The sequence below is a fragment of the Cronobacter muytjensii ATCC 51329 genome (genome assembly GCF_001277195.1).
Taxonomy (GTDB): domain Bacteria; phylum Pseudomonadota; class Gammaproteobacteria; order Enterobacterales; family Enterobacteriaceae; genus Cronobacter; species Cronobacter muytjensii.
On sequence record NZ_CP012268.1, the window covers coordinates 2859952 to 2885905 of the forward strand.

The window sequence follows — 25954 nt, forward strand, 5'->3', positions numbered from 1 at the left end:
AAGGGCGCCGCCTGTTTTTTCCGCCTAAAACAGGTCTTTTTACAGGGAGAATCGTGCCTTATTCTGACGACTTACCCGCATGGCATCTTGCTTTACTCAAGATAATATTGAGTTATGTCGTCACTTTGCATTTTTTTGCGCTTAATGGACGATTTCAGAAAGTTTTCGCTAATTTTCTCCTCCGCGCTGCCGAAAATTGTCATAAACTGTTACGAGTTGCACGCAAAACATCCGGTGTACCACATTCAACGAAAGGAGACGGAATGCATCACGCCACACCGCTTATCACCACACTTGTCGGTGGCCTTGTTCTGGCCTTTATTCTCGGTATGCTCGCCAACCGGCTGCGCATCTCCCCTCTGGTGGGATACCTGCTGGCGGGCGTGGTGGCCGGGCCGTTCACGCCCGGTTTTGTCGCGGATACGAAGCTCGCCCCGGAGCTGGCGGAGCTTGGCGTGATCCTGCTGATGTTCGGCGTGGGTTTGCATTTCTCTCTGAAGGATCTGATGGCGGTAAAGTCCATCGCCATACCCGGCGCGATTTTGCAGATAGCCGTGGCGACGCTGCTTGGCATGGGGCTGGCCTCCTTCCTTGACTGGTCGCTGATGACAGGCATCGTTTTCGGCCTGTGTCTTTCTACCGCCAGTACGGTGGTGCTGCTGCGCGCGCTTGAAGAGCGGCAGCTTATCGACAGCCAGCGCGGGCAGATCGCCATCGGCTGGCTTATTGTCGAAGATTTAGTCATGGTGCTGACGCTGGTGCTGCTGCCCGCCGTCGCCGGCATGCTGGAAAAAGGCAATCTCGGCCTCGCGACGCTGAGCGTCGATATGGGGATCACCCTTGGCAAGGTTATCGCCTTTATCGCGCTGATGATGCTGGTGGGTCGCCGCCTGGTGCCGTGGATCCTGGCGCGCAGCGCAGCGACCGGTTCGCGAGAACTGTTTACGCTTGCCGTGCTGGCACTGGCGCTCGGCATCGCCTTCGGCGCCGTGGAGCTGTTTGATGTCTCCTTTGCGCTCGGCGCGTTTTTCGCGGGGATGGTGCTGAATGAATCCGAGCTCAGCCATCGCGCCGCGCACGATACGCTGCCGCTGCGCGACGCTTTCGCGGTGCTGTTTTTCGTCTCGGTCGGAATGCTGTTCGACCCGATGATCCTGGTGCAGCAGCCGATGGCGGTGCTGGGCACGCTGCTGATTATCCTGTTCGGTAAGTCGCTGGCGGCCTTCATTCTGGTGAAGCTGTTCGGCCACTCACGCCGCACTGCCCTGACGATTGCGGTCAGTCTCGCGCAGATTGGCGAATTTGCGTTTATCCTGGCCGGGCTCGGCATGGCGCTGGATCTGCTGCCGCAGGACGGACAGAATCTGGTGCTGGCGGGCGCGATCCTCTCCATTATGCTTAACCCGGTGATGTTTGCTCTGCTGGAGCGCTTTCTTTCGCGCCACGACGAACTGGAGGAGCAGACGCTTGAAGAGGCGATGGAAGAAGAGCAGCAGAACCCGGTGGATGTCTGTAATCATGCGCTGCTGGTGGGCTACGGGCGCGTCGGCAGCCTGCTTGGCGAGAAGCTTATCGCCGAGGGTATTCCGCTGGTGGTGGTGGAGACCTCGCGTACCCGCGTAGAGGCGCTGCGCGAGCGTGGCGTGCGCGCGGTACTTGGCAACGCGGCTAACGAGCAGACCATGGCGCTGGCGCACCTCGACTGCGCGCGCTGGCTGCTACTGACAATCCCGAACGGCTATGAGGCAGGCGAAATCGTCGCTACCGCGCGTGAGAAGCGTCCGGATATTGAGATCATCGCCCGCGCGCATTATGACGACGAGGTGGATTACATCACCGAACGTGGCGCGAATGAGGTCGTGATGGGTGAGCGCGAAATCGCGAGCACGATGCTGCGGATGCTCGATAAACCCGAGCAGGCGCAGGAGGTGTTGAGCCACAGTTAAGGCGGTGGCGGCTGGTCAGGGTGGTTGCGCTTCGCTAACCTGCCCAGGAAATCATCACGGCGTCAATGTGGAAGGTTTTGCTCCGGCTAAAAAAAATCGGGCGCGCCGTTTCGCCGCAGGCCGGGACGCACCGGAGGGACCCGGTGCGAGGGCATGACAATACAGGGACGTATTGTCATGCCCGACCCGTGGCCGCAGGGAAAAAGGCGCGGCTTCCCCGAAGGGGCGATTTTCTGCCGGGAGCCGGGATTGCAAAGGGGGCGGCGGCGAGCCCCCTTTGCACGTTCGCGTGAGGAAGACGCACATATAAACACGGCGTTATGGCGAACGGAACGATTTCAACGACCTCGCCTATTTCCCTTAGCTCAGTCCTTGACCCACGGGGAAGAGAAGAAAACCGCTGTTCCCACCGCCAATAAAAAGGTGGGTGCGCATTCGCTCACCCACCTTACACTGAAACAGACGTCGGAGCCCCGTAGGGCGGGTAAGCGCAGCGCACCCGCCATAACGATAACAGTTAACGCTCCCAGTACGCCTCTTCGAGGCTATCCTCGCGCTCCGGCAGGCCGCGCGTCAGACGCGGAGAGTGCTGGTTAAGCACCTGATAACTCACGCGGTTTGCGTATTTACACACCTGTGCCAGCGACGAATAGGTCAGCCAGGTGTATTTATGCTTGCTGGAGTTCGGCACGTTGGTGCGGTGATAATTGTTGGCGGTAATATCATGCAGCAGCGCCGCCAGCGCGCCGTCGCCGGCGCCGTTGGTGTTCATTATCTTCTCCGGCCCGCCCATGTATGGCGCGATATGGGAGAAAATACGCAGCGGCTGTTCGCAATCTTTAAAGCGCATGGCGCGGCTGAACTCATACTGGTTGAATTCCGGGATAGCGCCCGGCAACAACGGATGCTGGGTTTTGCGTTTGCCTTCATCTTCGGTAAAGCCCGCCATATAGAGCCCCACCGGCCCGGCAGTACAGAGCACCAGATCCACCCAGTCGAGCGCTTTATTGGACGCCAGCAGCGGATCGTTTTCGCCGGTCAGCGCCTCGCCCTCTTCTTCATTCATCGCGAGAATCGATACGTGTTCTTTGAGGAAATCGCGCCACCACTGCGGGTTATCGGCAATCACATATTTGGTGCCAAGCGTCAGCACGACCGGCACGTTATGTTTTTTGGCGTAGCCAATGGCGGTCATGGTCGCTTGCGGCATCGGCTCGCCGGGCTTGCAGCGCACCAGATAGGACGTCAGCACCAGCGCCGACGCGCCTGCGATCACCGCTTCGGGAATGCTTTCCGGGCGCAGCTGGTTCATGTGGCCTGGGCTGATGGCGAACGTGCGCTCGCCCTGCTCGCTTATCAGCGTGAAGCAGCGGCCAATCGCTCCGTCCACGCCCTGCAGGTAGTTCAGATCGGTACGGCTTGAGGTGTTGCAGAGATAACGATAGGCGTAGCTGCCAATCTGCACGTTATTGCACATCACACCCAGCAGCACCGAGCGGTCATCCGCCAGCACCGAGTAGTTGTGCATGGTGTTGCCAATGGTGCCCCCGGCGAACTGGTGGGTTATCAGGTTTTCGCGCACCAGCTCCTGATACAGCGCTTCGGCGACATCGTCTTCAATGACCAGCGAATGGCCGAGGCTCAGGCCGTAGCGAGCAATAAACGCGTCATCCACGCGGGCTTCGATATCCACCAGCGTCTGGTCGATACCCACCACCCAGGAGGTGCTGACTTCGCTTTCAGGTTGAATTTGTTGCAGGAGCGGATCGCGATCGCTGACGGGAAAGTAGTGTTTGGACTTACGTTTGCCGGGAAATTTCATGGTCTTGCGTGCAGGTGGCTATTCAGGCGGGGAATGGTAGCACACTCCCCGCCCCGCATGCGATCAACGGTAACGGTCTACCAGTTCCTTCATCATCGCGATATGCGCCGGCTCGTCATTAAGCGCCGGAATATATTCATACTTTTCGCCACCCGCCTCGATGAAAATTTCCCGGTTCTGTTCGGCGATCTCCTCCAGCGTCTCCAGACAATCCGAGGAGAAGCCCGGACACATCACCTGAATATGCTTCACGCCTTTTTCACCGAGCATTTTCATGGTTTCGTCGGTATACGGCGTGAGCCACGGCTCGCGGCCAAAGCGCGACTGGAACGTCATCATCACTTTTTCCGGCGCGATGCCGAGCGCTGATACCAGCTCGCGGGTCGTATCGCGACAGCGCTGCGGGTAGTCGTCGCCTTCGTCGGCGTAGCGTTGCGGAATGCCGTGGTAGGAGAGCAGCAGCAGATCCGGCTCGCCATGTTTTTCAAACGAGCGCTGTACCGATTGCGCCAGCGCGTGAATATAGGTCGGCTCGCAGGCGTAATCACGGATAAGCGTCATTGACGGCAGTTTACGGTAGCGGGCGGTAATACGCGCCAGCTCGTCCCACACCGCCGCCACGGTGGAGCAGGAGTATTGCGGATAGAGCGCGAGGACAATGATGTGATCAACATGCTGGTCGAGCAGCTTTTGCACCGCGCTGTCGAGCGACGGCTGACCGTAGCTCATACCGAGCGCTACCGGCACATCGCCGAGCGCCGCGCTCAGGGCTTTCTCCTGACGACGGCTGTAGACCATCAGCGGCGAGCCCTCTTCCATCCAGATGGACTGATAGAGTTTCGCCACGCGCGGCGAACGCAGCGGCAGAATGACGCCGCGCAGCAGGGGCCACCAGATAAAACGCGGCACATCCACGACGCGCCGGTCGCTCAAAAACTGTTTCAGATAACGCTTTACGGCTGAAGGGGTTGGCGCCTGCGGGGTGCCGAGATTGACTAATAAAACGCCGCTTTTCACTGACTGCATCACGGTTCCTCATTGATATCCGGCGCGAGCGGAGCGACTGAAATCATCAGCCGCACCGCTGCGAATGAAAATCATTGTAACGTAAAACGAATTCACCGGAACCGATAACAGCAAAAGGCGCTAGCGGTGGTTCTCCGCCATCTGCCAGAGCGCCGCCACGTTGCGGGCCGTCACGCGCAGGTTGCGCGCGGCGTCGTCCAGCGCCTCCTCCAGCGTGACGATGCGATCGAGCACCGAGAACGCGGCGTCGATGCCGTGCTCGTGCACCACCTGATAATCGGGCGTCAGGCTGCCTGCGATCGCCACGACCGGACGCTGGAACTGCTTTGCCACCCGCGCCACGCCGACCGGCGTTTTACCGTGAATACTCTGGCTGTCGAGCCGTCCTTCGCCGGTGATAACCAGATCCGCGTCGCGCACCGCCTGCGCCAGCCCCAGCGTTTCAATCACGATATCAATGCCAGGGCGCAGTTGCGCATTGAGCATACCGAGCAGCGCAGCCCCCATGCCGCCTGCCGCGCCCGCGCCCGGCGCGCTGATGATGTTTTTGCCGGTTACCGCTTCGAGCGTGGCGCCGAAGCGGCGCAGCGCGGCGTCGAGCTGCGTCACCATGTCCGGCGTCGCGCCCTTCTGCGGCCCGAATATCGCCGACGCGCCCTTCGCGCCGCACAGCGGGTTATCGACATCACAGGCGACCGTGAAAGAAATGTGCGCCAGACGCGGATCGAGACCGGACATATCCACGCTTGCAAGCGCGGCCAGCGCCGCGCCGCCCGGCGCCAGACCGCGCTGCTGATTATCGAGAAAGCGCGCGCCCAGCGCCTGCATCATGCCCGCGCCGCCGTCGTTGGTGGCGCTGCCGCCGATGCCGATGATTATCGCCTTAACGCCGCTATCCAGTGCCGCGAGGATAAGCTCCCCGGTGCCGAAACTGGTCGTGATGCGCGGATCGCGCTGCGCGGGCGGCACCAGATGCAGGCCGGAGGCCGCCGCCATTTCGATTACCGCGGTTTCACCGTCGCCGAGCACGCCATAGAAGCCCTCCACCCGGTTGCCGAGCGGCGCCGTGACCGGCACGTGCACGATATGTCCGCCCGTCGCGGCGACCATCGCCTCGACGGTGCCCTCGCCGCCGTCCGCCATCGGCAGACGCACATAGCTGGCCTGCGGGTAGATCTCACGAAAGCCTGCCTCGATAGCCTTCGCGACATCCATAGCGCTCAGGCTTTCCTTAAATGAATCCGGGGCGATAACGATTTTTTTCAGGGTTGTCATGGTTTATTCCTTAAGCAGCCACACCCAGTACGCCGAACATCAGCGCCGACACGGTGGCAATGGTAAAGCCCACCAGCGTTTCATACGGTAAGAGTTTAAGCCGTTCATGCACGGTCATCCCGACGCTGCCGCCAGTCGCATGGAAAAAGCTCCCGTGCGGCAGGTGATCGAGCACTGTCGCGCCCGCGTGGATCATCGCCGCGCCAGCCAGACCGCTGACGCCAAGCTCCAGCAGCGTATGGCTGAACACGGCGGACGCCACGGCGGTGCCGGCGGTGGTGGAGGCCGTCGCCATTGACATTAACGTGCCCGAGAGCGGCGCCAGCAGCCAGGCGGGCAGCCCGGTATGGGTCAGCGTGTCGATCAGCACATCTTTCAGCCCGGAGTTAGCGATAATCCCCGCCAGCGCGCCGGTGCCGAGCAGCATAATCGCGACCGGCGCCATACGGCTTAAGCCAGAGATCATAAACGTGTTGCACTGACGCAAACGCCCCATCAGCAGCGCGCCTGCCAGACCGCCTGCCGGAAGCGCGATTAACGGGTCAACGGCGATGCCCGCAACAGGGCGCAGCGACAGTAAAAGAATCGCCACCAGCGGCGCGCTGATAGCCGCGGCGAAGCCAGGGCGCGGCCCGGTATTCTCGACCGGCAGCTCCTGCGCGGTGACGCGGCTGCCCTTATGGCTAAGACGGCTCGCCAGAAAACAGGCCATCGCCAGCCCCACCATGCCCGGCACTACGCCTGCGAGCATCACGGAAGTCAGCGGCACATGGAAGTTGTCCGCCGCGGCGATGGTATTGGGGTTTGGCGACATCACGTTGCCCGCTTTGCCGCCGCCAATCATGGCAAGCAGAATGGCAATACGCGAAATGCCCGCGCGCTGGGCGATAGAGAGCGCGATAGGGGCGACGGTTATTACCGCCACGTCAATAAATACGCCAACCGCCGTCAGAATAAGCGTCGCGATGGCCAGCGCCAGCAGGCTGCGTTTCTCTCCCACTTTGCGCACAATGGTTTCGGCGATGGTATGCGCCGCACCGGATTCAATCAGCACGCCAGCCAGTACGCCCGCCGCGAGAATGCGCAGCACCGCGTTAGTGATGCCCTGCGCGCCTTCAATCATCAGGCTGACCGTATGGACAAGATCGGCGCCGCCGACCAGCCCGCCTGCGAGCGCCCCTGCCAGCATGCCGTAAGCAGGCGGCACTTTACGCAGGATCAGAATAATCGCGACGACTAACGCCGTCAGCGCGCCGAGAGTGGATACCGTTGTCATTATTGTTTTCTCGTTGAGGTAAGGGTCAGGACAACATAGCGTCGCGAAGGGGAGAATGCCTGAGCGAAACCCACAAAGAACGCGCGCTTCAGTACGCCGTTGTTTGTGGGTTTCTACAAATTACGCCTGCGTGAGCATCCCGACGTAGAGCTGGAGACAATCAGATAACTGATTGATTTTAAGGCCGGTTATCGCTTCGACGCGCTGAAGCCGGTAGCGCAGAGTGTTGACGTGGATATGCAACGCGCTGGCCGTCTGCGCCTGCTCACAATTCCGGGAAAAATAGCAGCGCAGCGTCTGGCGCAGCACGCCTTTTTCATCGTGTTCCGCAAGCCTGCGCCACGGTGCGCCAAGCTCTTCCGCGCGCCAGTCGTCACCGGAATCGCACAGCAGCGCCGCCAGCGGATTTTCATCATAGAACAGCGTCTTGTGGCGCAGCTTAAGGCGGCGCGCCATCGACTGCGTGGCGCGCGCCGCGCGCAGCGAACGGGACGGCCCCGCATCGCCTGAGTAAAAGCCGCCAATAATCAGCCGCACGTTAAAACGTCCCTGCCAGAGCGCATGCAGCCGCTGCGCCTGACGTCGGTCCTGCGCCTGGCTCCACCGCCCGTTTTCAAGGCTCGCGGGGCACAGCATGACCATTTCGCTAAAGCCGGTCATGGCGAACAGCGCGTCGCGCGCTTCGCGCTCCAGCTCCGCCAGCAGTTCGCGCATCTGTTGCGGGTTACCGTCCCGCAGTTCGACAATCCAGGCGATGCGCGGCACGTCGAGCGCGACGCCAAGCCAGGCGGCCATAGATTCGCGCGCCTCGCGCTCACCGCCGCCCGCGAGCAACTGGAGCGTCAGCTCCTCACGGTAGCGCTTCTCCCACTGGTTTTGCTCAAGCAGCGCCGCCTGTTCGACCATCAGTTCGGCGGCCATTTTCACCAGCTCGCCGCTGGCGCGCACCTGCTCGGGCTCGCCCGAAATACCAATAACGCCCATCTGACGCTGGCGAAAACAGAACGGCAGGTTGATGCCAGGCCGCACGCCCTTCAGATGACGCGCGGTAGCGGCGTCTATTTCCACGACGCGGCTCTCAGCGAGCGCCAGCAGCGCGCCTTCGTGGCGCTCCATCAGCCGCTGCGGATCGCCGGAGGCGATGATAACGCCGTGGCTGTCCATCACGTTAACCGGATAGTCGATGATGCTCATGGCGCGCCGGACGATAAGCCTTGCGGTGGACTCATCCAGCAGCGGAGTCTGTCTGAACATGCGGTATTCCCTGTCTGTTAACCCGCAGACGTTATACGCCCTCAGGCGGAGAAATTTAAGGCGCAGGCGGAAAAAGCGCAGCGTAAAGGAGGGAGACAGAAAGCAAAACGCCGGGCTCGGCCCGGCGTCGGTCACGCGAATGCGGTTTAGCCGAGGATTTTTTCCAGTTCGGCGCGCACGTCGCTCACGGCTTTGGTGCCGTCGACTTTAGCGTAACGGGTGTTGCCCGCTTCCGCTTCTTTGCGGTAGTAGCCGATCAGCGGCTCGGTCATCTCATGGTATTCCACCAGACGCTTACGCACGGTTTCTTCCTGATCGTCTTTACGGGTGGTCAGCGCTTCGCCGGTCACGTCGTCTTTGCCTTCCACTTTCGGCGGATTGAATTTGATGTGGTAAACGCGACCGGAGGCGGCGTGTACGCGGCGGCCAACGATACGATCGACAATCAGTTCATCCGGCACGTCGAATTCCAGCACGTAGTCAACGTTGATGCCTGCGTCCTTCATAGCATCCGCCTGAGGAATAGTGCGCGGGAAGCCGTCCAGCAAAAAGCCGTTGCGGCAATCTTCCTGTGCGATACGCTCTTTGACCAGCGCAATAACCAGCTCGTCGGTAACCAGCTTGCCGGCGTCCATGATGTCTTTAGCCTGTTTGCCCAGCTCAGAGCCGGATTTCACTGCGGCGCGAAGCATATCACCGGTGGAGATTTGCGGAATGCCGTATTTCTCCATGATGAATTGTGCCTGAGTCCCCTTACCTGCGCCCGGAGCGCCGAGCAGAATAATACGCATTGCGTAATTCTCCATACGTTTGCATTTTCACTACGTGATTGAAGCGAAAACCATACCATTAAAGGCGCTATCCCGACAACAAACGCGGCGGATGGTGAATGGTTTCAACGGGGATTGAGGTGCAGAAAACCGGGGGCGGGGCATAAAAAAGGCGGGCACATTTACGTGTGCCCGCCTTTTTATGGGTAACGGGAGGGGGCGCGTTTTTGCGATGACGGATGCGCTAACGCTTATCCGCCCTGCGCCAATACATGCCCCCGGTGGTAAGGTGGGTAAGCGAAGCGTCCCACCTTAAGCCCCCACGGCGATCAGGAGACCAGCAGCTGGTTCATACGGCGGATAAACTGGTTCGGATCTTCCAGCGTACCGCGTTCGGCGAACAGCGCCTGGTCGAGCAGCAGTTCCACCCACTCTTTGAATTGTGTTTCGTCCTGAGTATCGGCGGTGCGTTTCACCAGCTGATGATCAGGGTTGAGTTCAAAGATGTATTTCACTTCCGGCACCGCCTGGCCCGCTGCGGCGAAGAGTTTCGCCATCTGGGTGCTCATTTCGTCGTTATCGGTAGTGACAATCGCCGGGGTATCGGTGAGACGATGCGTCAGACGCACTTCCTTCACGCGCTCGCCCAGCAGGGTTTTCACGCGCTCCACGAATGGCTCCAGCGCTTTTTCCGCTTCTTTCGCGCTTTCGTCGACTTCATCCGCCAGTTTCTCCAGCGACTCGTCGGCTTTCGCCACCGACTGGAACGCTTTGCCGTCGAACTCGGTGAGATAGCTCATCATCCACTCATCGATGCGATCGGAAAGCAGCAGCACTTCGATGCCTTTCTTACGCAGCAGCTCCAGATGCGGGCTGCTCTTCGCGGCCGCGTAACTGTCGGCGGTGATGTAGTAAATTTTCTCCTGCCCTTCCTTCATGCGGGAGACATACTCTTCCAGCGACACAGTCTGGGCGGAGGAGTCGGTATGGGTCGAGGCGAAACGCAGCAGTTTCGCGATCGCTTCCTGGTTGGCGCTGTCTTCCGCCGGGCCCTCTTTCAGCACCAGGCCAAACTGTTTCCAGAAAGTCTGGTATTTTTCAGCATCGTCTTTGGCGAGTTTATCCAGCATCTGCAACACGCGTTTGGTCAGCGCGCTGCGCAGGTTACGGGTGATGGAGCTGTCCTGGAGGATCTCACGCGAGACGTTGAGCGGCAGATCGTTAGAGTCAATCAGGCCGCGCACAAAGCGCAGGAAGTTCGGCATGAACTGCTCGGCGTCATCCATGATAAACACGCGCTGCACGTAGAGTTTCAGCCCATGCTTATGATCGCGGTTCCACATATCCCACGGTGCCTGGGAAGGAATGTACAGCAGGCTGGTGTACTCCTGCTTGCCTTCCACGCGGTTGTGGCTCCAGGTCAGCGGGTCGGTGAAATCATGGGCGATGTGCTTGTAGAACTCGTTGTACTCTTCGTCTTTGATTTCGCCTTTGCTGCGGGTCCACAGCGCCTGCGCCTTGTTGATTTTCTCCCAGGAGACAACGGTTTCGCCGTCTTTCTCTTCACGGGTTTCAATCTCGACCGGCAGCGCAATATGGTCAGAATATTTGCTGATAATCGAGCGCACGCGCCAGTCGTTTAAGAACTCATCTTCGCCTTCACGCAGATGCAGGGTGATTTCGGTGCCGCGATCCGCTTTGGAGATATCCGCAACGGTATATTCGCCTTCGCCTTCCGATTCCCAGAACACCGCTTCATCGGCGCTGGCGCCGGCCGCGCGGGTGCGAACGGTCACTTTATCCGCCACGATAAACGCGGAGTAGAAGCCCACGCCGAACTGACCGATAAGCTGGCTGTCTTTCGCCTGGTCAGAGCCCATCGATTCAAGAAACGCTTTGGTGCCCGATTTCGCAATGGTGCCGAGATGGTCTATCACTTCATCGCGCGTCATGCCGATGCCGTTATCGGCGATGGTCAGGGTGCGGTTATCTTTATCAAACGAGACGCGTACGCGCAGGTCGCCGTCGCCCTCATAGAGATCGGGGCTGGAGAGTGCACGGAAGCGCAGTTTGTCCGCCGCATCCGAGGCGTTGGAGATAAGCTCACGCAGGAAAATCTCTTTATTTGAATAGAGAGAATGGATCATCAGGTGCAGAAGCTGTTTTACCTCTGACTGAAAACCACGGGTCTCTTGTCCTTTCATAATGGTGATACCTCAACAAAACAGGCCACAGTGAACAAAAACGGTTGAGGCAGAGATGGGGATAGCGCAAAGATTTTTCAAGCGGCGGTCAACGCGGCGGGCGTTAACTGGTTAAAAGCCGCGCAACGCGGCTTTGGGCAAAAAGAGGACAGACAGGCTCAGAAGGTCATTTTGTGGCGGCCCGCCAGCGAGTGCGAGAGCGTGGTGCCGTCGACCATTTCCAGCTCGCCGCCCACGGGCACGCCATGCGCGATGCGGCTTGCGTCAACGCCATACTGGGCGCAGAGCTCGGCGATGTAATTGGCGGTCGCCTCCCCTTCCACGGTCGGGTTAGTGGCAAGAATAATCTCTTTGAGCGGCTCCGCCTCCAGACGCTGCTCCAGACGGTCAAGCCCGATGTCGTCAGGGCCGATGCCGTCGAGCGGCGACAGATGCCCCATCAGCACGAAATAGCGGCCTGAGAACTGGCCGGTCTGCTCGATGGCGTGAATATCCGCCGGGCTTTCCACCACGCAAATTTGTCCATTTTCCTGACGGCGCGGGTTGGTGCAGATATTACATTTTTCCTGCTCGGTGAAAGTGCGGCAGTCGGCGCAGTGGCCAATTTCCGACATGGCGCGGGTCAGCGCCTGAGCAAGACGCATACCGCCGCTGCGATCGCGCTGCAGCAGCGTAAACGCCATGCGCTGCGCCGATTTCGGGCCCACGCCCGGCAGGCAGCGCAGGGCTTCCATCAGTTGAGTCAGCAGAGGACTGGTCTGCATGAAGAATTCCTTAACGACGAACAAAGCGTGTAGATTACCACCTGCGCCTTCACGCACGCACGGCAAACCTCTTGTAAGAGCATAGTCCAGAGGTGACGGGCAGCGGGAAAACGAGAGCAACGAGGAAAAACGCGGGAAGCAGGACGACAGGCGAGCCCTGTCGTCCCGAAGGCATCAGAACGGCATCTTAAAGCCCGGCGGCAACTGCATACCGGAGGAAACGGAAGCCATTTTTTCTTTCTGCGTCTCTTCGATGCGGCGAGCGGCGTCGTTAAACGCAGCAGCGACCAGATCTTCCAGCATCTCTTTGTCGTCTTCGAGCAGGCTCGGATCGATCTCCACGCGACGGCAGTTGTGCGCGCCGTTGATGGTCACTTTTACGAGACCCGCGCCAGATTCGCCCGTCACTTCCAGCTGGGCGATTTCTTCCTGCATCTTCTGCATTTTTTCCTGCATCTGTTGGGCCTGTTTCATCAGGTTGCCCAGACCGCCTTTACCACCAAACATAAGCTTCTCTCTTTGCTTCAGGTCGCTGACGGCAGAGCCGACAGCGAGGCCAGGGGTTACAACAGGCAGCGACACTGCCTGTCAAAGGGGGCGAATACTCTCCTCATCCAGATCCGCGTCGAAGAAACGACGCAGCGTCTGGATATTGGCATCCGCGATAATCGATTCTCTCGCCTTTGCGAGTTTCTCTTCGTAGATAGCCTGCCGCCATTCCAGCGGCGTCCGGTGCGCCAGATTATTATCTTCAATGATAGTCAGTTCAACCGGCGCGCCGTACAAAACGCCCAGCGCGTCGGCGAGGGTTTTCTGCGCCGATGCGGAGTTCAGGTGGCGCTGAGACGGGCGCAGGTGCAGACAAATTTTCTGTCCGTCCTGCTCTTTCCATGCGTTCAGCGCGACCTGTTCCACCAGCTTCGGCACCTGCAGACGGCTGACTTCGGCAGCCCATTCGTCACGCGTAAGCGCCTCTTCCGCAAGCTTCGCGGCAAGTTCCGGCGTTTTCTCGTGCTCCAGCGCTTTTTTCAGCGCGCGCGGCGTGGCGACGGGGGCCTGCTGCGCCTGCGGCACGATGTTTTTCGCTTTCCAGCGATACGCCTCTTTTTGGGCCGGGGCGTCGTCTTTCACCACCGCAGGCCGGGACTGCACGCGCTCAGTGACGGACGCCAGCCGCTCCAGCGCGCTGTTATTCACCGGCCGCGCTGTGGCTGGCGCTGCCGGTTCATTCTTTTTTGTTTTGGCCGCTCCCTGAGCGCGCTGTAACTGGCTGCGCGCCTGTAGAAGCTGGCTAGTGGTGTCGGGAATCGTCTGCGCGGTCGGCTGAGACGGCGAAACCGGCTGAGACGGCGAAACCGGCTGAGACGACGTCTGATACTGCGGCGCGGCCTCTGTCTGCACGGGCTGCGGCGGCTGAGCCTGCGGTTGCGGGGCAGGCGTCGCGTTCACGACCGGCAGCACGGCGGCGGGCTGAACCTCACGCTCCGGCTCCGGCAGCGGCGCGCGCGGATGGAACGCCAGCGCACGCAGCATCGTCATTTCAATGCCCATCCGGCGCTCCGGCGCCCAGGGCAGCTCTTTGCGCCCGATAAGCAGCGTCTGGTAATAGAGCTGAATATCGCCCGGCGGCACTACGCGCGCGAGCTCACGCAGGCGCTGCTCCAGCGGAGCCATATCCGCGCCAAGCGCTGACGGCGACAGTTGCACCATCGCCACGCGGTGCAGCAGGCCAAGCATTTCGACCAGCAGCGCCTCCCACTCAACGCCGCGCGCCGCGGCGTCGTTAATCTGCTGCATCACGCGCTCGCCGTCGGCGGCGACCAGCGCTTCAATCAGGCTCAGCGCCTGATCGTCATCAAGCGTGCCGAGCATCGCGCCCACCGCCTGGGTGGTCACCTGTCCGTCGCCGCTGGCGATCGCCTGATCGGTCAGGCTCAGCGCGTCGCGCAGGCTGCCGTCGGCGGCGCGGGCCAGCAGTTGCAGCGCGCGCGGCTCGTGGCTGATGCCTTCCTGCGTCAGGATATGTTCAAGCTGCTGGCGGATTTGATCAAGATCCAGCGCCCGCAGATGGAATTGCAGGCAGCGGGAAAGGATAGTCACCGGCAGCTTTTGCGGATCGGTCGTCGCGAGCAGAAATTTCACATGCGCCGGCGGCTCTTCCAGCGTTTTCAGCAGCGCATTGAAGCTGTGCCGCGAAAGCATGTGCACTTCGTCAATAAGGTAAACTTTAAAGCGGCCGCGGGCTGGCGCGTACTGGACGTTGTCCAGCAGATCGCGGGTATCTTCCACTTTGGTGCGCGAGGCGGCGTCGATTTCAATAAGATCGACGAAACGCCCCTGCTCGATTTCACGGCAGTTGTCGCACACGCCACACGGAGTGGCGGTGATGCCGGTTTCACAGTTCAGCCCCTTCGCCAGAAGACGGGCGATAGAAGTCTTGCCGACGCCGCGCGTACCGGAAAACAGGTAGGCGTGGTGAATTCGGCCCAGCGATAAACCGTTCGCCAGGGCGGTGAGCACATGCTCCTGGCCGACGACGTCAGCAAAGGTTTGTGGGCGCCATTTTCGGGCTAAGACCTGATAACTCATGGGCAGGCTCTGAAACGCTTGAGTGGTGGATTCTGAAGGGGTAATGCTAACACAGCCCCACCCGATGGGCGAGGCTGCCGGGAAGAAGATCAGTGGCCCGGGAACGGCACGAGGCTGTAGCAGGTGATGCCCTGCTTGTTGAGGCGCGCTTCGCCGCCGATGTCGAACAGATTAATGATGAACGCCGCGTCGGTAACCTCGCCGCCGAGACGACGGATAAGCTTCACGGTGGCTTCAATGGTGCCGCCGGTCGCCAGCAGATCGTCGACCACCAGCACTTTATCGCCAGGCTTAATCGCGTCGACATGGATCTCCAGCTGATCGGTGCCGTACTCCAGCTCGTAGCTTTCCGCGATGGTTTCGCGCGGCAGTTTACGCGGTTTGCGCACCGGGACAAAACCCACGCCCAGCGCCAGCGCGACCGGCGCGCCGAACAGGAAACCGCGTGCTTCGGTACCGACGACTTTCGTGATACCCGCGTTTTTGTAGCGCTCCACTAACAGTTCGATGCTCAGGGCATAGGCTTTAGGGTCTTCCAGCAGGCTGGTCACGTCACGAAAGAGAATGCCCGGCTTCGGGTAATCCTGAATGCTTTTAATGCTGTTTTTAAGAAATTCAAGCTGCTGCGCAGTTGCGGTCATGGATGTATGCCTGATAAAAACGGTATTACTCACAGGGCGCCGGAGAGGATTGAAGGGAGAAGTTGTTTACCCTTTAACCAACGGCGCCTGTACTCGAAAACGCTCGAATTTACTGGCTGCGCGCGGCAATTGCAACCACCGCGGGTGCGCTTTACGGGTTTTGTTGTTTTTCATCAACGACCGGGATGCGCCACATAAACATCAACAGGCCGCCTAAGATGATGAGCAGTACGATCCGCACCCAGAAAATCTTCACCATCCACAGTGAGATAGCAAAGGTAGCGAGGATAACGAGTATCGCTCGCGGCTTCGCGCCCGGCGGCATCGCCCGGTATTGCTGCCAGTGGCGAAGATAGCCGCCAAACCAGGAGCGGTAGAGCAGCCAGTGGTGAAAACGCGGCGACGAGCGCGCGAAACACCAGGCGGCCAGCAGCAGAAACGGCGTCGTCGGCAGAAGCGGCAGCACCACGCCCAGCGTCGCCAGCACTACCGCCAGCCACCCCAGGATGAGTAAAATAGTCCTTTGCATAATCGTACTCGCGAAACCAAGTGAGTTACTGTAGCACAGCGCGCATGGCGTAACGCCCGGAGTCACATGAGAACCCCCCTATTATTGCAATCGCTTAAGGCCCGCCTCGCGGGGCTTCACGACCTGATCGGCCCGCTGGCGTCGCAGCGCCATTTCTCGCCGCGTTTTGACCGCCAGCTTTTTCCTTCTAAAAGCGAGCGGTTGGGCGATTATCTGACGCAGGCTGAAGGAACGCTGTCGCGGCTTGAGGCGGCGGTCGCGCAGAATGACGCCGCGCGCGTGGCCTGGCTTGCCGAACGGCTCGCGCTTCAAACTGAGGCGTTACGGCGCGAGGCGGCGACCGCCGCGCTGCGCCGTCACGAGAACGCGCATCTGCCCGGCGGGCGTCTGCACACAAGGCTTGCGCAATATCAGGAGTATGAACGCCGCCTGCTGGCGATGAAAGCCGGGCGCGAACGGCAGCTCGCCGCGGGCGACGACCCGCAACTGCAACGCGAAATCCAGGCGCTGGACGAACGTCTGGCGCGCTGCCGGGCCGCAGTGGCCCGCACAGAGCGTGCGCTGGAGCGCATTACGCGCTAAAACTGAATGAGGTTGAAGGAGAGAAACGATGTCGCTGGAACAAGCCCCTGATGAGGTCAAGCTCGCGGTCGATTTAATTATGCTCTTGGAAAATCATGAAATCCCGCCGCAAACGGTGCTGGCGGCGCTGGAGATCGTGCGTGATGACTATCTGCGTAAGCTGCGCGACGCCGACAGCTAACAGCCCTTCTCCCCGATACGCGAAGAAGGGCTGACGCATCAGGCTTTGGCGGCGTTCGCCTCGCCGTCGTTTTTGGCGTTACGCAGATCGCGCTTCACTTCGGTATGCATCTCGCCGTGGTTGTTATGCAGATGCACTTCAAGCTGGTTGAACGCGATATTGATATCGCTTTCACGACACAGCCTGTCGATGGTGCGGTTCAGCTCATCCACGGTATAACTGCGATCGCGCAGTTCACGCACATAAAGGCGCAGTTCGTGATCCAGCGAGCTTGGGCCAAAAGTGGTAAAGAACACCGCTGGCTCCGGATCGTGCATCACTTTCGGGTGTTCCATCGCCGCTTTCAGCAGGATCTCGCGCACCTTATCCAGATCCGATCCATACGCCACGCCGAGGCGGATCACCACGCGGGTGATCGTGTCGGTCAGCGACCAGTTGATAAGGCGCTCCGTCACAAACGCTTTGTTCGGGATAATCACCTCTTTACGGTCAAAGTCGGTGATGGTAGTGGCGCGGATGCGGATCTTGCTGACCGTGCCGGAGAACGTGCCGATGGTGACGGTATCGCCGATACGCACCGGGCGTTCGAACAGGATAATCAGGCCGGAGACGAAGTTACCGAAAATCTCCTGCAGGCCGAAACCGAGACCGACTGACAGCGCCGCCGCCAGCCATTGCAGTTTATCCCACGACACCCCAAGCGAGCCGAACACCGTCATGGCACCCGCCGCGATAATCACGTAATTCAGGATAGTCGTGATGGCGTAGGACGCGCCCTGGCGCATTTTAAGGCGCGAGAGCACCAGCACTTCCAGCAAGCCTGGCAGGTTACGAATAAGCGCCCAGGCCACCATAAACGCCACTACCGCGAACAAAATACTGCCGAGGGTGACATTTTTCATCACCGCCGCGCCCGCTTCAGTGCCGTTGTAATGCCACAGCACGATGCTGTCGAGGTAGGCGAATACGGTGATTAAATCAGACCAGATAGCCCAGAAGACCAGGCCAAACAGCGCGAACATCACCAGCATGGTAATACGCAACGTCTGCTGATTCACCTGATCGAGCGCGAGCGAGGTCTCTTCCACCGGCTCGGCCCCTTCGGCGCCCTCTTTCACCATATTCTGCCGACGCGCCACCGCGCGGCGGTAAGCGATACGGCGCGCCGCGACGCTCAGGCCACGCAGCACGGTCTGGTAGAGCAGGTTCCAGATAATCACCAGATAGACGGTATCTATCCAGCGCCCCGCGAGGCGCAGCGTGGTATAGAAATACCCCGTCGCGGTGAGCACCAGGAGCGCCACAGGCACAATGGACAGCACCGTGACCGTGACCAGCCGCATGGTGTGCGACTCTTTATCGCGCCAGCTATCGCGGCACATCGGCCATACCAGCGCGCTAATCAGCAGCAGGTTAAGGAAAATCATGGTCTGGCCGAGCACGTCGTCCATCAGATGCAACGGCGAGAGTTCCGCCAGCACCGACCAGAACAGCAGCGGCAGCAACGCCAGGCTCACCCGCACAATCTGACGGCGCCAGTGGCTGGTCAGCGTCGCAGGCATATTGAAGTGGCTCACCGCCATGCCGTCTTTTTCCAGCACGCGCCAGCAGAGGCCAAATACCAGCCAGAACATCGCCAGCTCTTTGCTGAACGCCCAGAGCAAATCGCTGATATTCAGCTGCATCACATAAACAAAAAGCCCTACCGCCAGAATAATCAGGCAGACCGGCAGCGCGCGGATCAGGTTTATCAGAATCGCTTTGGGGGTATGCAGTTGGCTGTCGTTGCGCAACTGACCGACTTCGCCCGCCAGTTTATTCAGATACTGGCGCATCCAGCTAAAACGCCAGCGGATAAGACCGGCTATCAGCAATAGCGGCAGCCCTGCCAGCAACGCTTTCAGCATGGCGGGCCAGGCTTTCTCCCAGTTAAAGGTGATTTTCATCGCCTTCACCTGGTCGTGCAGCGCCTGCGGGAAGGCTTTCACCCACTCCCAGTCCATCGGCTTGTTGCTGTTCACCCAGAAGATCTGCTGCGTGAGCATCTCCTGCAGATTGGTGCTGACGCTCATTAACTGCTGCTGATTGATCTGCAGGTTAATCGCCATCATCAGCTGGTTGCCAAGCTGTTTGTTGAGCTGATCAAGGAGTTCGCGGCGCATATCGACCACCTGCAACAGCGCGTCGTGCACGTCGTCATTGATCTCGCTCTGATGCCCTTCTTCCAGCTTCGCAACGAACGCGTCGTTCTGGAACAGCGCGTCGCGCTGCTGGTTTACTTCAAACTGTTCGAGACGCAGATCCGCGATGCGGTTGGTCATATCTTCCAGTTCGTCAGCGGAAGGCAGCGTCTGTTGCTGCTGATACAGAATGCGTGACAGCAGCAGGCTGCCTTTGAGCACCGAAATTTGTTCTTTCAGGTTACGCTCCGACTGCAACGCGCGGTCGAGCCAGTTTTTCACCCGAATATTTTGCTGTACCAGATTATTGCCGCTCTGGGTGGCGTCGATCAGGCGCTGGCTGAGCTGGTGATTCACTTCCAGCTCCTGGCGCACCAGCGGGTTGTTCTGGATGCTGGAGGCGTCTTCCGGAGCAATCGCCTCCTGGGCGGTTTTCTCGGTAATAGTAAGGCGTTTGCTGTTCACCGCCTCCTGCAACAGTTGCAGCTGATGCTCCAGCTGATTGATGTGCGCGGTGGTGTAGTCGCGCTGCTTCTGGAGCGCGTCCTGCAGCACCGTATTACCTTCGAGGCTTTTACGCTGCTGATCAATCTGCGCGTTCAGCAGCGCCTGCTGGGCCAGCATCAGCGTTTGTTGCGAAGAACGCAGCGTCTCTTCGCCGGGCGCCGTGCCGTTCAGGCGGTTGCGGATCTGCTGCAGCTCCTGCGAGGCGTTGTACATCGCGTTCTGCACCCGCTCCGGCTGGGTCTGTAGCGACACCAGCTGGCTGTTGAACGTGGCGAGATCGCCCTGCGCGGTTTGCAGGTCGTCAAGCACCGACGCGACGCGCGACTCCAGCTGGCGCAGCGACAGGTTTTTCAGCGTCTGGCGCACCACCTCGTCGCTATCCTGATTGCGCAGCGCGTTCAGGTTTTCAGTCGCCTGGCGCATTTTCTCCGGCGCCTGCAGCACCTGCTGGCGCAGTTGCACCGTCTCCTGCTTGATGCGTTCGATTTTATCCAGCGTCTCAAGCGTCGCCGTTAAATCTTCCGTCGTCAGCTTATCCTGCGCAGAGTGGTTTTTCTGTTTGCCCAGCGCATCAAGCTGCGACTGCACTTCGGCGCGCGAGGGGATCTCTCCGCTGGCGGACGCCGCCTGCGCCACGACAGGCGAAAGCGCGCCGAACATCAGCAGGACGGTCAAAAGCATGGCGGACGTCAGGCGCCGCGAAAGGGTTGTGTGCTGCATTGTCATTTGAATGAAATCATGGCCGGACCGCACGCGGAATGCCTGCGGGGATACTGGAACGGCGCAGAGAATACCACGGCTCTGGCGCATGGAATAGCGGCCCGCCGGGCTTTAAGATAAATTCAGCGAGAGGTGGCCGCAGGCGCGGCGTCGGGGGCGTGGCGCAGGGACGGACAGTACTGATACATCTCCAGTAAAATCGCCACCAGTTCACGTGCTTCTTTTTTAAGATCAAACGTCTGTGGCGCGAAGAGCCAGTTTTCCATCAAGCCGGTAATATAGCTGCGCATCAGGATCGCGGCGCGGCGGGTCTGGAGGTTTTCCGGCAACATGCCGGACTGGATGCACTGCGTCAGCGCCTGTTCGATACGGTCATAACTTTCAAAACAGAGGCTGCGGTGCGCCTGCTGAACGACAGCCATTTCTCCAACAAACTCACATTTGTGATAAATTATTTCCATCATCAGGCGGCGACGCTCTTCTGTCACCGTAGCTTCAAGTATATAAACGAGAATCTCGCGTAACACAGAGAGTGGATCGTCTGGGAATTTTGCCCGATACTCATTTTCAAGATCGCCAATGCTGGCCTCTGATGATTCCCAGATTTCACTAAATAAATCCGACTTGTTCCTGAAATGCCAGTAGATGGCGCCTCGCGTTACGCCCGCCGCCTGGGCAATGTCCGCCAGCGATGTGGCTGACACCCCCTGTTGCGAGAACAAGCGAATCGCCACATCCAGAATGTGTTGACGCGTCTCCAGGGCTTGCTGTTTGGTTTTTCGTGCCATATGTCGGTGAATTTACAGGAGTCAGATTTACATACATTTCTGTATGTATGTACCATAGCATGACGACACTATAAACGCAGCAATGGGTTTGCGGACTTTTGATCCATTGGTCATTTTTTGGAATCGGACACTCGAGGTTTAGATATGAACAAAAACAGAGGGTTCACGCCTCTGGCGGTCGTTCTGATGCTTTCAGGCAGCATAGCGCTTACAGGATGTGACGGTGAACAGGCTCAGCAACAAGCGCCCCAGGCGCCCGAAGTGGGTGTGGTGACGCTGAAAAGCGAACCTCTGCAAATCACAACTGAACTTCCTGGCCGCACCAGCGCGTATCGTGTGGCGGAAGTTCGTCCTCAGGTGAGCGGCATTATCCTCAAGCGTAATTTCGAGGAAGGCAGCGATATCAAAGCAGGCGTTTCGCTTTATCAGATCGATCCCGCGACCTATCAGGCATCTTATGAAAGCGCGAAAGGCGATCTCGCCAAAGCGCAGGCCAGCGCCAATATCGCCCAGGTGACGCTCAAGCGTTATCAGAAACTGCTCGGCACGCAGTACATCAGCCAGCAGGATTACGACAATGCGCAGGCGGAAGCCCAGCAGGCGAATGCGGCGGTCGTCGCGGCAAAAGCGGCGGTGGAAACTGCGCGTATCAACCTCGCCTATACCAAAGTGACCTCTCCTATCAGCGGCCGTATCGGCAAATCCGCCGTAACGGAAGGCGCGCTGGTGCAGAGCGGCCAGACGACGGCGCTCGCAACGGTGCAGCAGCTTGACCCTATTTATGTCGATGTGACCCAGTCCAGCAACGATTTCCTGCGTCTTAAGCAGGAGCTGGCGAGCGGACAGCTGAAGCAGGATAACGGCAAAGCGAAAGTAACGCTCTCCACCGCTGACGGCCTGAAATATTCGCAGGAAGGCACGCTCGAATTCTCCGACGTGACCGTGGATCAGACCACAGGCTCCATTACGCTGCGCGCGATTTTCCCGAACCCTGACCACACGCTGCTGCCGGGCATGTTTGTCCGCGCCCGTCTCGAAGAAGGGGTTAACCCGAACGCGATTCTGGTGCCGCAGCAGGGCGTGGCGCGCACGCCGCGCGGTGACGCGACGGTCATGGTGGTTGGCGAAGGCGACAAAGTCGAAGTGCGTCCGGTGACGGTTGGCCAGGCGATGGGCGACAAGTGGGTCGTCACCGACGGTGTGAAAGCCGGCGATCGCGTGATCGTGACCGGGTTGCAAAAAGTTCGCCCGGGCGCGCAGGTGAAAGTGCAGGAAGTGACTGAAAACCAGCAGCAACAGCAGAAATCCGGCGCCGCTGGTCAGACGCAGTCACAGCAACCGCAGTCTTGAGTTAACAGGAGCCGTTAAAACATGGCTAAGTTTTTTATCGATCGCCCCATCTTCGCATGGGTGATCGCCATCATCATCATGCTGGCAGGTGGCTTGTCCATTATGAAACTGCCCGTTGCGCAATATCCGTCGATTGCGCCGCCAGCGGTGACGGTTAACGCGACCTACCCGGGTGCGGATGCGAAAACGGTGCAGGACACCGTGACGCAGGTTATCGAACAGAACATGAACGGTATCGATGGCCTGATGTACATGTCCTCCACCAGCGACTCCTCGGGCACCGTGCAGATAACGCTGACGTTTGAATCCGGCACTGACGCGGATATCGCGCAGGTGCAGGTGCAGAACAAACTGCAGCTCGCCATGCCGCTGCTGCCGCAGGAAGTGCAGCAGCAAGGGGTCAGCGTCGAGAAATCCTCCAGTTCGTTCCTGATGGTGTTGGGTCTTATCAACACTGACGGGTCGATGACCCAGGAAGATATCGCCGACTACGCGGGCGCCAACATTAAAGATCCCATCAGCCGTACTTCCGGCGTGGGTGACGTACAGCTCTTCGGTTCGCAGTACGCGATGCGTATCTGGCTCGACCCGAATAAGCTGAACAACTTCCAGCTAACGCCCGTGGACGTTATCAGCGCCATTAAAGCGCAGAACGCCCAGGTCGCGGCCGGTCAGCTTGGCGGCACCCCGCCGGTGAAAGGCCAGCAGCTTAACGCTTCTATCATCGCGCAGACCCGTCTGACGTCCGCGGAAGAATTCAGCAAAATTCTGCTGAAGGTGAACCCGGACGGCTCGCAGGTGCGCCTGAAAGATGTGGCGAAAGTTGAGCTTGGCGGCGAAAACTACGACGTTATCGCGCGCTTCAATGGCCAGCCGGCTTCGGGTCTCGGTATTAAACTCGCGACCGGCGCCAATGCGCTGGATACCGCGGAAGCGGTACGCAAGACCATTGCGGAGCTGGAGCCGTTCTTCCCAAGCGGTCTGAAAGTGGTTTATCCGTACGACACCACGCCGTTCGTAAAAATCTCTATTTTCGAAGTGGTGAAAACGCTGGTTGAAGCGATCGTGCTGGTGTTCCTGGTCATGTACCTGTTCCTCCAGAACTTCCGCGCGACGCTGATTCCAACCATCGCGGTTCCGGTCGTTCTGCTTGGCACCTTTGCGGTACTGGCGGCGTTCGGCTACTCGATAAACACGCTCACCATGTTCGGGATGGTGCTCGCCATCGGTCTGCTGGTGGATGACGCCATCGTCGTGGTGGAAAACGTCGAGCGTGTGATGGTGGAAGAAGGACTACCGCCCAAAGAGGCGCCCCGTAAATCAATGGGTCAGATTCAGGGCGCGCTGGTGGGTATCGCGCTGGTGCTCTCGGCGGTATTTATCCCGATGGCCTTTTTCGGCGGCTCGACGGGCGCTATCTATCGTCAGTTCTCGATTACTATCGTTTCCGCGATGGTGCTGTCGGTTATCGTGGCGATGATCCTGACGCCGGCGCTGTGCGCCACCATGCTCAAGCCGGTCGCCAAAGGCGATCACGGCGAAGGCAAAAAAGGCTTCTTCGGCTGGTTTAACCGCATGTTCGACAAGAGCACGCATCACTACACCGACAGCGTAGGGAATATTCTGCGCAGCACCGGTCGTTACCTGCTGCTCTACCTGCTGATTGTCGTGGCGATGGCGTTCCTGTTTATCCGCCTGCCAACCTCCTTCCTGCCGGAAGAGGATCAGGGCGTGTTCCTGACGATGGCCCAGCTACCGGCGGGCGCCACTCAGGAGCGCACCCAGAAGGTGCTGGATGAGGTGACGAATTACTACCTCACTCAGGAGAAAGACAACGTTAACTCCGTCTTCACCGTTAACGGCTTTGGCTTCTCCGGCCGCGGTCAGAACACCGGTCTGGCGTTCGTCTCGTTGAAAAACTGGGAGGATCGTCCGGGTGCGGAAAACAAAGTTCCTGCCATTACTGGCCGTGCGATGGGGCGTTTCTCGCAGATCAAAGATGCGATGGTCTTCGCCTTTAACCTCCCGGCGATTGTGGAACTCGGTACCGCGACGGGCTTTGACTTCGAACTCATTGACCAGGGCAACCTGGGCCATGAAAAGCTGACGCAGGCGCGTAACCAGCTGCTGGGCGAAGCGGCGAAACACCCGGATCTGCTCTCGCAGGTGCGTCCGAATGGTCTGGAAGATACGCCGCAGTTCAAAATCGACATCGACCAGGAAAAAGCGCAGGCGCTGGGCGTTTCGCTGAGCGACATCAATACGACGCTGGCCTCCGCGTGGGGCGGCAGCTACGTCAACGACTTCATCGACCGCGGTCGCGTGAAGAAAGTGTATGTCATGTCGCAGGCGCAGTACCGTATGTTACCGAGCGATATCAACAACTGGTACGTGCGTGGTTCTGACGGGCAGATGGTGCCGTTCTCCGCCTTCTCGACGTCCCACTGGGAATACGGTTCGCCGCGTCTGGAGCGTTATAACGGTCTGCCGTCCATGCAGATCCAGGGCCAGGCGGTAGAAGGTAAGAGTACCGGTGAAGCGATGGCGATGATGGAAGAGATCGCCAGCAAGCTGCCGACCGGTATCGGCTACGACTGGACCGGTATGTCCTATCAGGAACGTCTGTCAGGCAACCAGGCGCCGGCGCTGTACGCCATTTCGCTTATCGTGGTGTTCCTGTGTCTGGCGGCGCTCTATGAGAGCTGGTCAATTCCGTTCTCGGTCATGCTGGTGGTTCCGCTTGGGGTTATCGGCGCGCTGCTGGCGGCATCGGTACGCGGTCTTGGCAATGACGTTTACTTCCAGGTGGGCCTGCTGACTACCATCGGCCTGTCGGCGAAGAACGCCATATTGATTGTGGAATTCGCCAAAGACCTGATGGAGAAAGAAGGCAAGGGCCTGATTGAAGCGACCCTGGAAGCCGTGCGTATGCGTCTGCGTCCTATTCTGATGACCTCACTGGCGTTTATTCTCGGCGTAATGCCGCTGGTTATCAGCTCCGGCGCAGGTTCCGGCGCGCAGAACGCGGTAGGGACCGGCGTAATGGGCGGGATGGTGACCGCGACCATTCTGGCTATCTTCTTCGTTCCGGTGTTCTTTGTGGTGGTACGCCGCCGCTTCAGCCGCAAGAATGAAGATATTGAGCATAGCCATCCGGTTGAGCACCACTAATCGGTTGAGCAACGTGAATAAGAAAGGCCGCTGATGCGGCCTTTCTTTTTGCCGGGATATTCCCCACGGGCGCATCGCCCCCTTCCGGCGTTTTTAGAATCCCGCGCAAAAAAACATCACCTCGCCTCCGTATCCCTCTTTTTTGCATTAAAAATATTTTATTGGGATTAATCCGATGCAGAAAAAGATCTTATTACAGAATATTCTTCAGGCGCGAATAAATGAAAGTTTTAAACTAAGGTAAATCTAAGACTTAAAGCTTAAGTTTTCTTTCTCAATGCGTCAGCGTTCGCTGCCAATATTGATTCGCGTAAATGTGTCGACAATGACGTGCGATTAAAAGCGAAAATGTAATTTTTCGTAATCGTGCCAGGAAAAA

General features: G+C 59.0%; 19 protein-coding genes and 1 other annotated feature. Of the genes, 5 read left to right on the plus strand and 14 right to left on the minus strand.

Features of this window, described 5'->3' with window-relative positions:
• Positions 1 to 263 precede the first annotated feature (263 nt).
• Entirely contained in the window at positions 264 to 1946 is a 1683-nt protein-coding gene (gene ybaL, locus AFK63_RS13255; RefSeq protein ID WP_038864272.1) for a YbaL family putative K(+) efflux transporter, read from the plus strand.
• A 517-nt stretch (positions 1947 to 2463) separates the two neighbouring features.
• Here ybaL and AFK63_RS13260 read toward each other — a convergent pair.
• The 12 genes from AFK63_RS13260 to AFK63_RS13315 all read right to left on the minus strand — a co-directional run bounded on the left by AFK63_RS13260 (position 2464) and on the right by AFK63_RS13315 (position 16096).
• A complete protein-coding gene (locus AFK63_RS13260) occupies positions 2464 to 3768 on the minus strand; it encodes an inosine/guanosine kinase (RefSeq protein ID WP_038864276.1) in 1305 nt (434 codons plus the stop codon).
• A gap of 63 nt (positions 3769 to 3831) precedes the next feature.
• Positions 3832 to 4794 (minus strand): ferrochelatase, encoded by a 963-nt coding sequence (gene hemH, locus AFK63_RS13265; protein ID WP_038864277.1) that lies wholly within the window; start codon positions 4792 to 4794, stop codon positions 3832 to 3834.
• Positions 4795 to 4914: 120 nt separating this feature from the next.
• Positions 4915 to 6069 carry a glycerate kinase gene (locus tag AFK63_RS13270; protein WP_038864278.1) on the minus strand — a complete coding sequence of 385 codons (1155 nt, stop codon included), beginning with the start codon at positions 6067 to 6069 and terminating at the stop codon, positions 4915 to 4917.
• A 10-nt stretch (positions 6070 to 6079) separates the two neighbouring features.
• Positions 6080 to 7345 (minus strand): GntP family permease, encoded by a 1266-nt coding sequence (locus AFK63_RS13275; protein WP_038864280.1) that lies wholly within the window; start codon positions 7343 to 7345, stop codon positions 6080 to 6082.
• A gap of 120 nt (positions 7346 to 7465) precedes the next feature.
• A complete protein-coding gene (locus AFK63_RS13280; protein WP_038864281.1) occupies positions 7466 to 8599 on the minus strand; it encodes a sugar diacid recognition domain-containing protein in 1134 nt (377 codons plus the stop codon).
• 146 nt (positions 8600 to 8745) lie between these two features.
• A complete protein-coding gene (gene adk, locus AFK63_RS13285) occupies positions 8746 to 9390 on the minus strand; it encodes an adenylate kinase (protein ID WP_038864282.1) in 645 nt (214 codons plus the stop codon).
• Between the two features lie 308 nt (positions 9391 to 9698).
• On the minus strand, positions 9699 to 11573 hold the full coding sequence (gene htpG / locus AFK63_RS13290) for a molecular chaperone HtpG (RefSeq protein WP_038864283.1): 1875 nt from the start codon (positions 11571 to 11573) through the stop codon (positions 9699 to 9701).
• A 158-nt stretch (positions 11574 to 11731) separates the two neighbouring features.
• The gene (recR, locus tag AFK63_RS13295; protein ID WP_007673635.1) at positions 11732 to 12337 is read right to left on the minus strand and encodes a recombination mediator RecR; all 606 of its coding nucleotides are present in this window, start codon (positions 12335 to 12337) and stop codon (positions 11732 to 11734) included.
• A gap of 174 nt (positions 12338 to 12511) precedes the next feature.
• Complete coding sequence (locus AFK63_RS13300; protein WP_004386900.1) at positions 12512 to 12844, minus strand: YbaB/EbfC family nucleoid-associated protein; 333 nt, start codon at positions 12842 to 12844, stop codon at positions 12512 to 12514.
• Positions 12845 to 12925: 81 nt separating this feature from the next.
• The gene (gene dnaX / locus AFK63_RS13305; RefSeq protein WP_038864284.1) at positions 12926 to 14926 is read right to left on the minus strand and encodes a DNA polymerase III subunit gamma/tau; all 2001 of its coding nucleotides are present in this window, start codon (positions 14924 to 14926) and stop codon (positions 12926 to 12928) included.
• Positions 13529 to 13593: a sequence feature (DnaX frameshifting element), on the minus strand. It overlaps the preceding gene by 65 nt.
• An 89-nt stretch (positions 14927 to 15015) precedes the next feature.
• Positions 15016 to 15567 (minus strand): adenine phosphoribosyltransferase, encoded by a 552-nt coding sequence (gene apt, locus AFK63_RS13310; RefSeq protein ID WP_007713738.1) that lies wholly within the window; start codon positions 15565 to 15567, stop codon positions 15016 to 15018.
• A 151-nt stretch (positions 15568 to 15718) separates the two neighbouring features.
• Positions 15719 to 16096, minus strand: coding sequence for a DUF454 family protein (locus AFK63_RS13315; RefSeq protein WP_038864285.1), 378 nt, complete (start codon positions 16094 to 16096; stop codon positions 15719 to 15721).
• A gap of 66 nt (positions 16097 to 16162) precedes the next feature.
• On the opposite strand from AFK63_RS13315, the gene priC reads away from it, so the two are divergent.
• Together priC and rsmS are read left to right on the plus strand one after the other, a co-directional pair.
• Positions 16163 to 16678: a primosomal replication protein PriC gene (priC, locus tag AFK63_RS13320; RefSeq protein ID WP_038864286.1), complete on the plus strand. Its 516-nt coding sequence runs from the start codon at positions 16163 to 16165 to the stop codon at positions 16676 to 16678.
• Between the two features lie 28 nt (positions 16679 to 16706).
• Complete coding sequence (gene rsmS / locus AFK63_RS20630) at positions 16707 to 16859, plus strand: pleiotropic regulatory protein RsmS (RefSeq protein WP_071603723.1); 153 nt, start codon at positions 16707 to 16709, stop codon at positions 16857 to 16859.
• A 38-nt stretch (positions 16860 to 16897) separates the two neighbouring features.
• Here rsmS and mscK read toward each other — a convergent pair whose 3' ends face one another.
• Together mscK and acrR are read right to left on the minus strand one after the other, a co-directional pair.
• Complete coding sequence (gene mscK / locus AFK63_RS13325; RefSeq protein ID WP_168427235.1) at positions 16898 to 20227, minus strand: mechanosensitive channel MscK; 3330 nt, start codon at positions 20225 to 20227, stop codon at positions 16898 to 16900.
• Positions 20228 to 20388: 161 nt separating this feature from the next.
• Positions 20389 to 21054 (minus strand): multidrug efflux transporter transcriptional repressor AcrR, encoded by a 666-nt coding sequence (acrR, locus tag AFK63_RS13330; RefSeq protein ID WP_038864288.1) that lies wholly within the window; start codon positions 21052 to 21054, stop codon positions 20389 to 20391.
• A gap of 144 nt (positions 21055 to 21198) precedes the next feature.
• On the opposite strand from acrR, the gene acrA reads away from it, so the two are divergent.
• Together acrA and acrB are read left to right on the plus strand one after the other, a co-directional pair.
• Positions 21199 to 22404: a multidrug efflux RND transporter periplasmic adaptor subunit AcrA gene (acrA, locus tag AFK63_RS13335; protein WP_038864289.1), complete on the plus strand. Its 1206-nt coding sequence runs from the start codon at positions 21199 to 21201 to the stop codon at positions 22402 to 22404.
• Positions 22405 to 22425: 21 nt separating this feature from the next.
• The gene (gene acrB, locus AFK63_RS13340) at positions 22426 to 25575 is read left to right on the plus strand and encodes a multidrug efflux RND transporter permease subunit AcrB (protein ID WP_038864290.1); all 3150 of its coding nucleotides are present in this window, start codon (positions 22426 to 22428) and stop codon (positions 25573 to 25575) included.
• Positions 25576 to 25954 lie beyond the last annotated feature (379 nt).

Bases quoted from the DNA above. Each gene is read 5' to 3' on its own strand.
- ybaL (WP_038864272.1), top strand. From the start codon at position 264: ATGCATCACGCCACACCGCTTATCACCACACTTGTCGGTGGCCTTGTT.
- AFK63_RS13260 (WP_038864276.1), bottom strand. From the start codon at position 3,768: ATGAAATTTCCCGGCAAACGTAAGTCCAAACACTACTTTCCCGTCAGC.
- hemH (WP_038864277.1), bottom strand. From the start codon at position 4,794: ATGCAGTCAGTGAAAAGCGGCGTTTTATTAGTCAATCTCGGCACCCCG.
- AFK63_RS13270 (WP_038864278.1), bottom strand. From the start codon at position 6,069: ATGACAACCCTGAAAAAAATCGTTATCGCCCCGGATTCATTTAAGGAA.
- AFK63_RS13275 (WP_038864280.1), bottom strand. From the start codon at position 7,345: ATGACAACGGTATCCACTCTCGGCGCGCTGACGGCGTTAGTCGTCGCG.
- AFK63_RS13280 (WP_038864281.1), bottom strand. From the start codon at position 8,599: ATGTTCAGACAGACTCCGCTGCTGGATGAGTCCACCGCAAGGCTTATC.
- adk (WP_038864282.1), bottom strand. From the start codon at position 9,390: ATGCGTATTATTCTGCTCGGCGCTCCGGGCGCAGGTAAGGGGACTCAG.
- htpG (WP_038864283.1), bottom strand. From the start codon at position 11,573: ATGAAAGGACAAGAGACCCGTGGTTTTCAGTCAGAGGTAAAACAGCTT.
- recR (WP_007673635.1), bottom strand. From the start codon at position 12,337: ATGCAGACCAGTCCTCTGCTGACTCAACTGATGGAAGCCCTGCGCTGC.
- AFK63_RS13300 (WP_004386900.1), bottom strand. From the start codon at position 12,844: ATGTTTGGTGGTAAAGGCGGTCTGGGCAACCTGATGAAACAGGCCCAA.
- dnaX (WP_038864284.1), bottom strand. From the start codon at position 14,926: ATGAGTTATCAGGTCTTAGCCCGAAAATGGCGCCCACAAACCTTTGCT.
- apt (WP_007713738.1), bottom strand. From the start codon at position 15,567: ATGACCGCAACTGCGCAGCAGCTTGAATTTCTTAAAAACAGCATTAAA.
- AFK63_RS13315 (WP_038864285.1), bottom strand. From the start codon at position 16,096: ATGCAAAGGACTATTTTACTCATCCTGGGGTGGCTGGCGGTAGTGCTG.
- priC (WP_038864286.1), top strand. From the start codon at position 16,163: ATGAGAACCCCCCTATTATTGCAATCGCTTAAGGCCCGCCTCGCGGGG.
- rsmS (WP_071603723.1), top strand. From the start codon at position 16,707: ATGTCGCTGGAACAAGCCCCTGATGAGGTCAAGCTCGCGGTCGATTTA.
- mscK (WP_168427235.1), bottom strand. From the start codon at position 20,227: ATGCTTTTGACCGTCCTGCTGATGTTCGGCGCGCTTTCGCCTGTCGTG.
- acrR (WP_038864288.1), bottom strand. From the start codon at position 21,054: ATGGCACGAAAAACCAAACAGCAAGCCCTGGAGACGCGTCAACACATT.
- acrA (WP_038864289.1), top strand. From the start codon at position 21,199: ATGAACAAAAACAGAGGGTTCACGCCTCTGGCGGTCGTTCTGATGCTT.
- acrB (WP_038864290.1), top strand. From the start codon at position 22,426: ATGGCTAAGTTTTTTATCGATCGCCCCATCTTCGCATGGGTGATCGCC.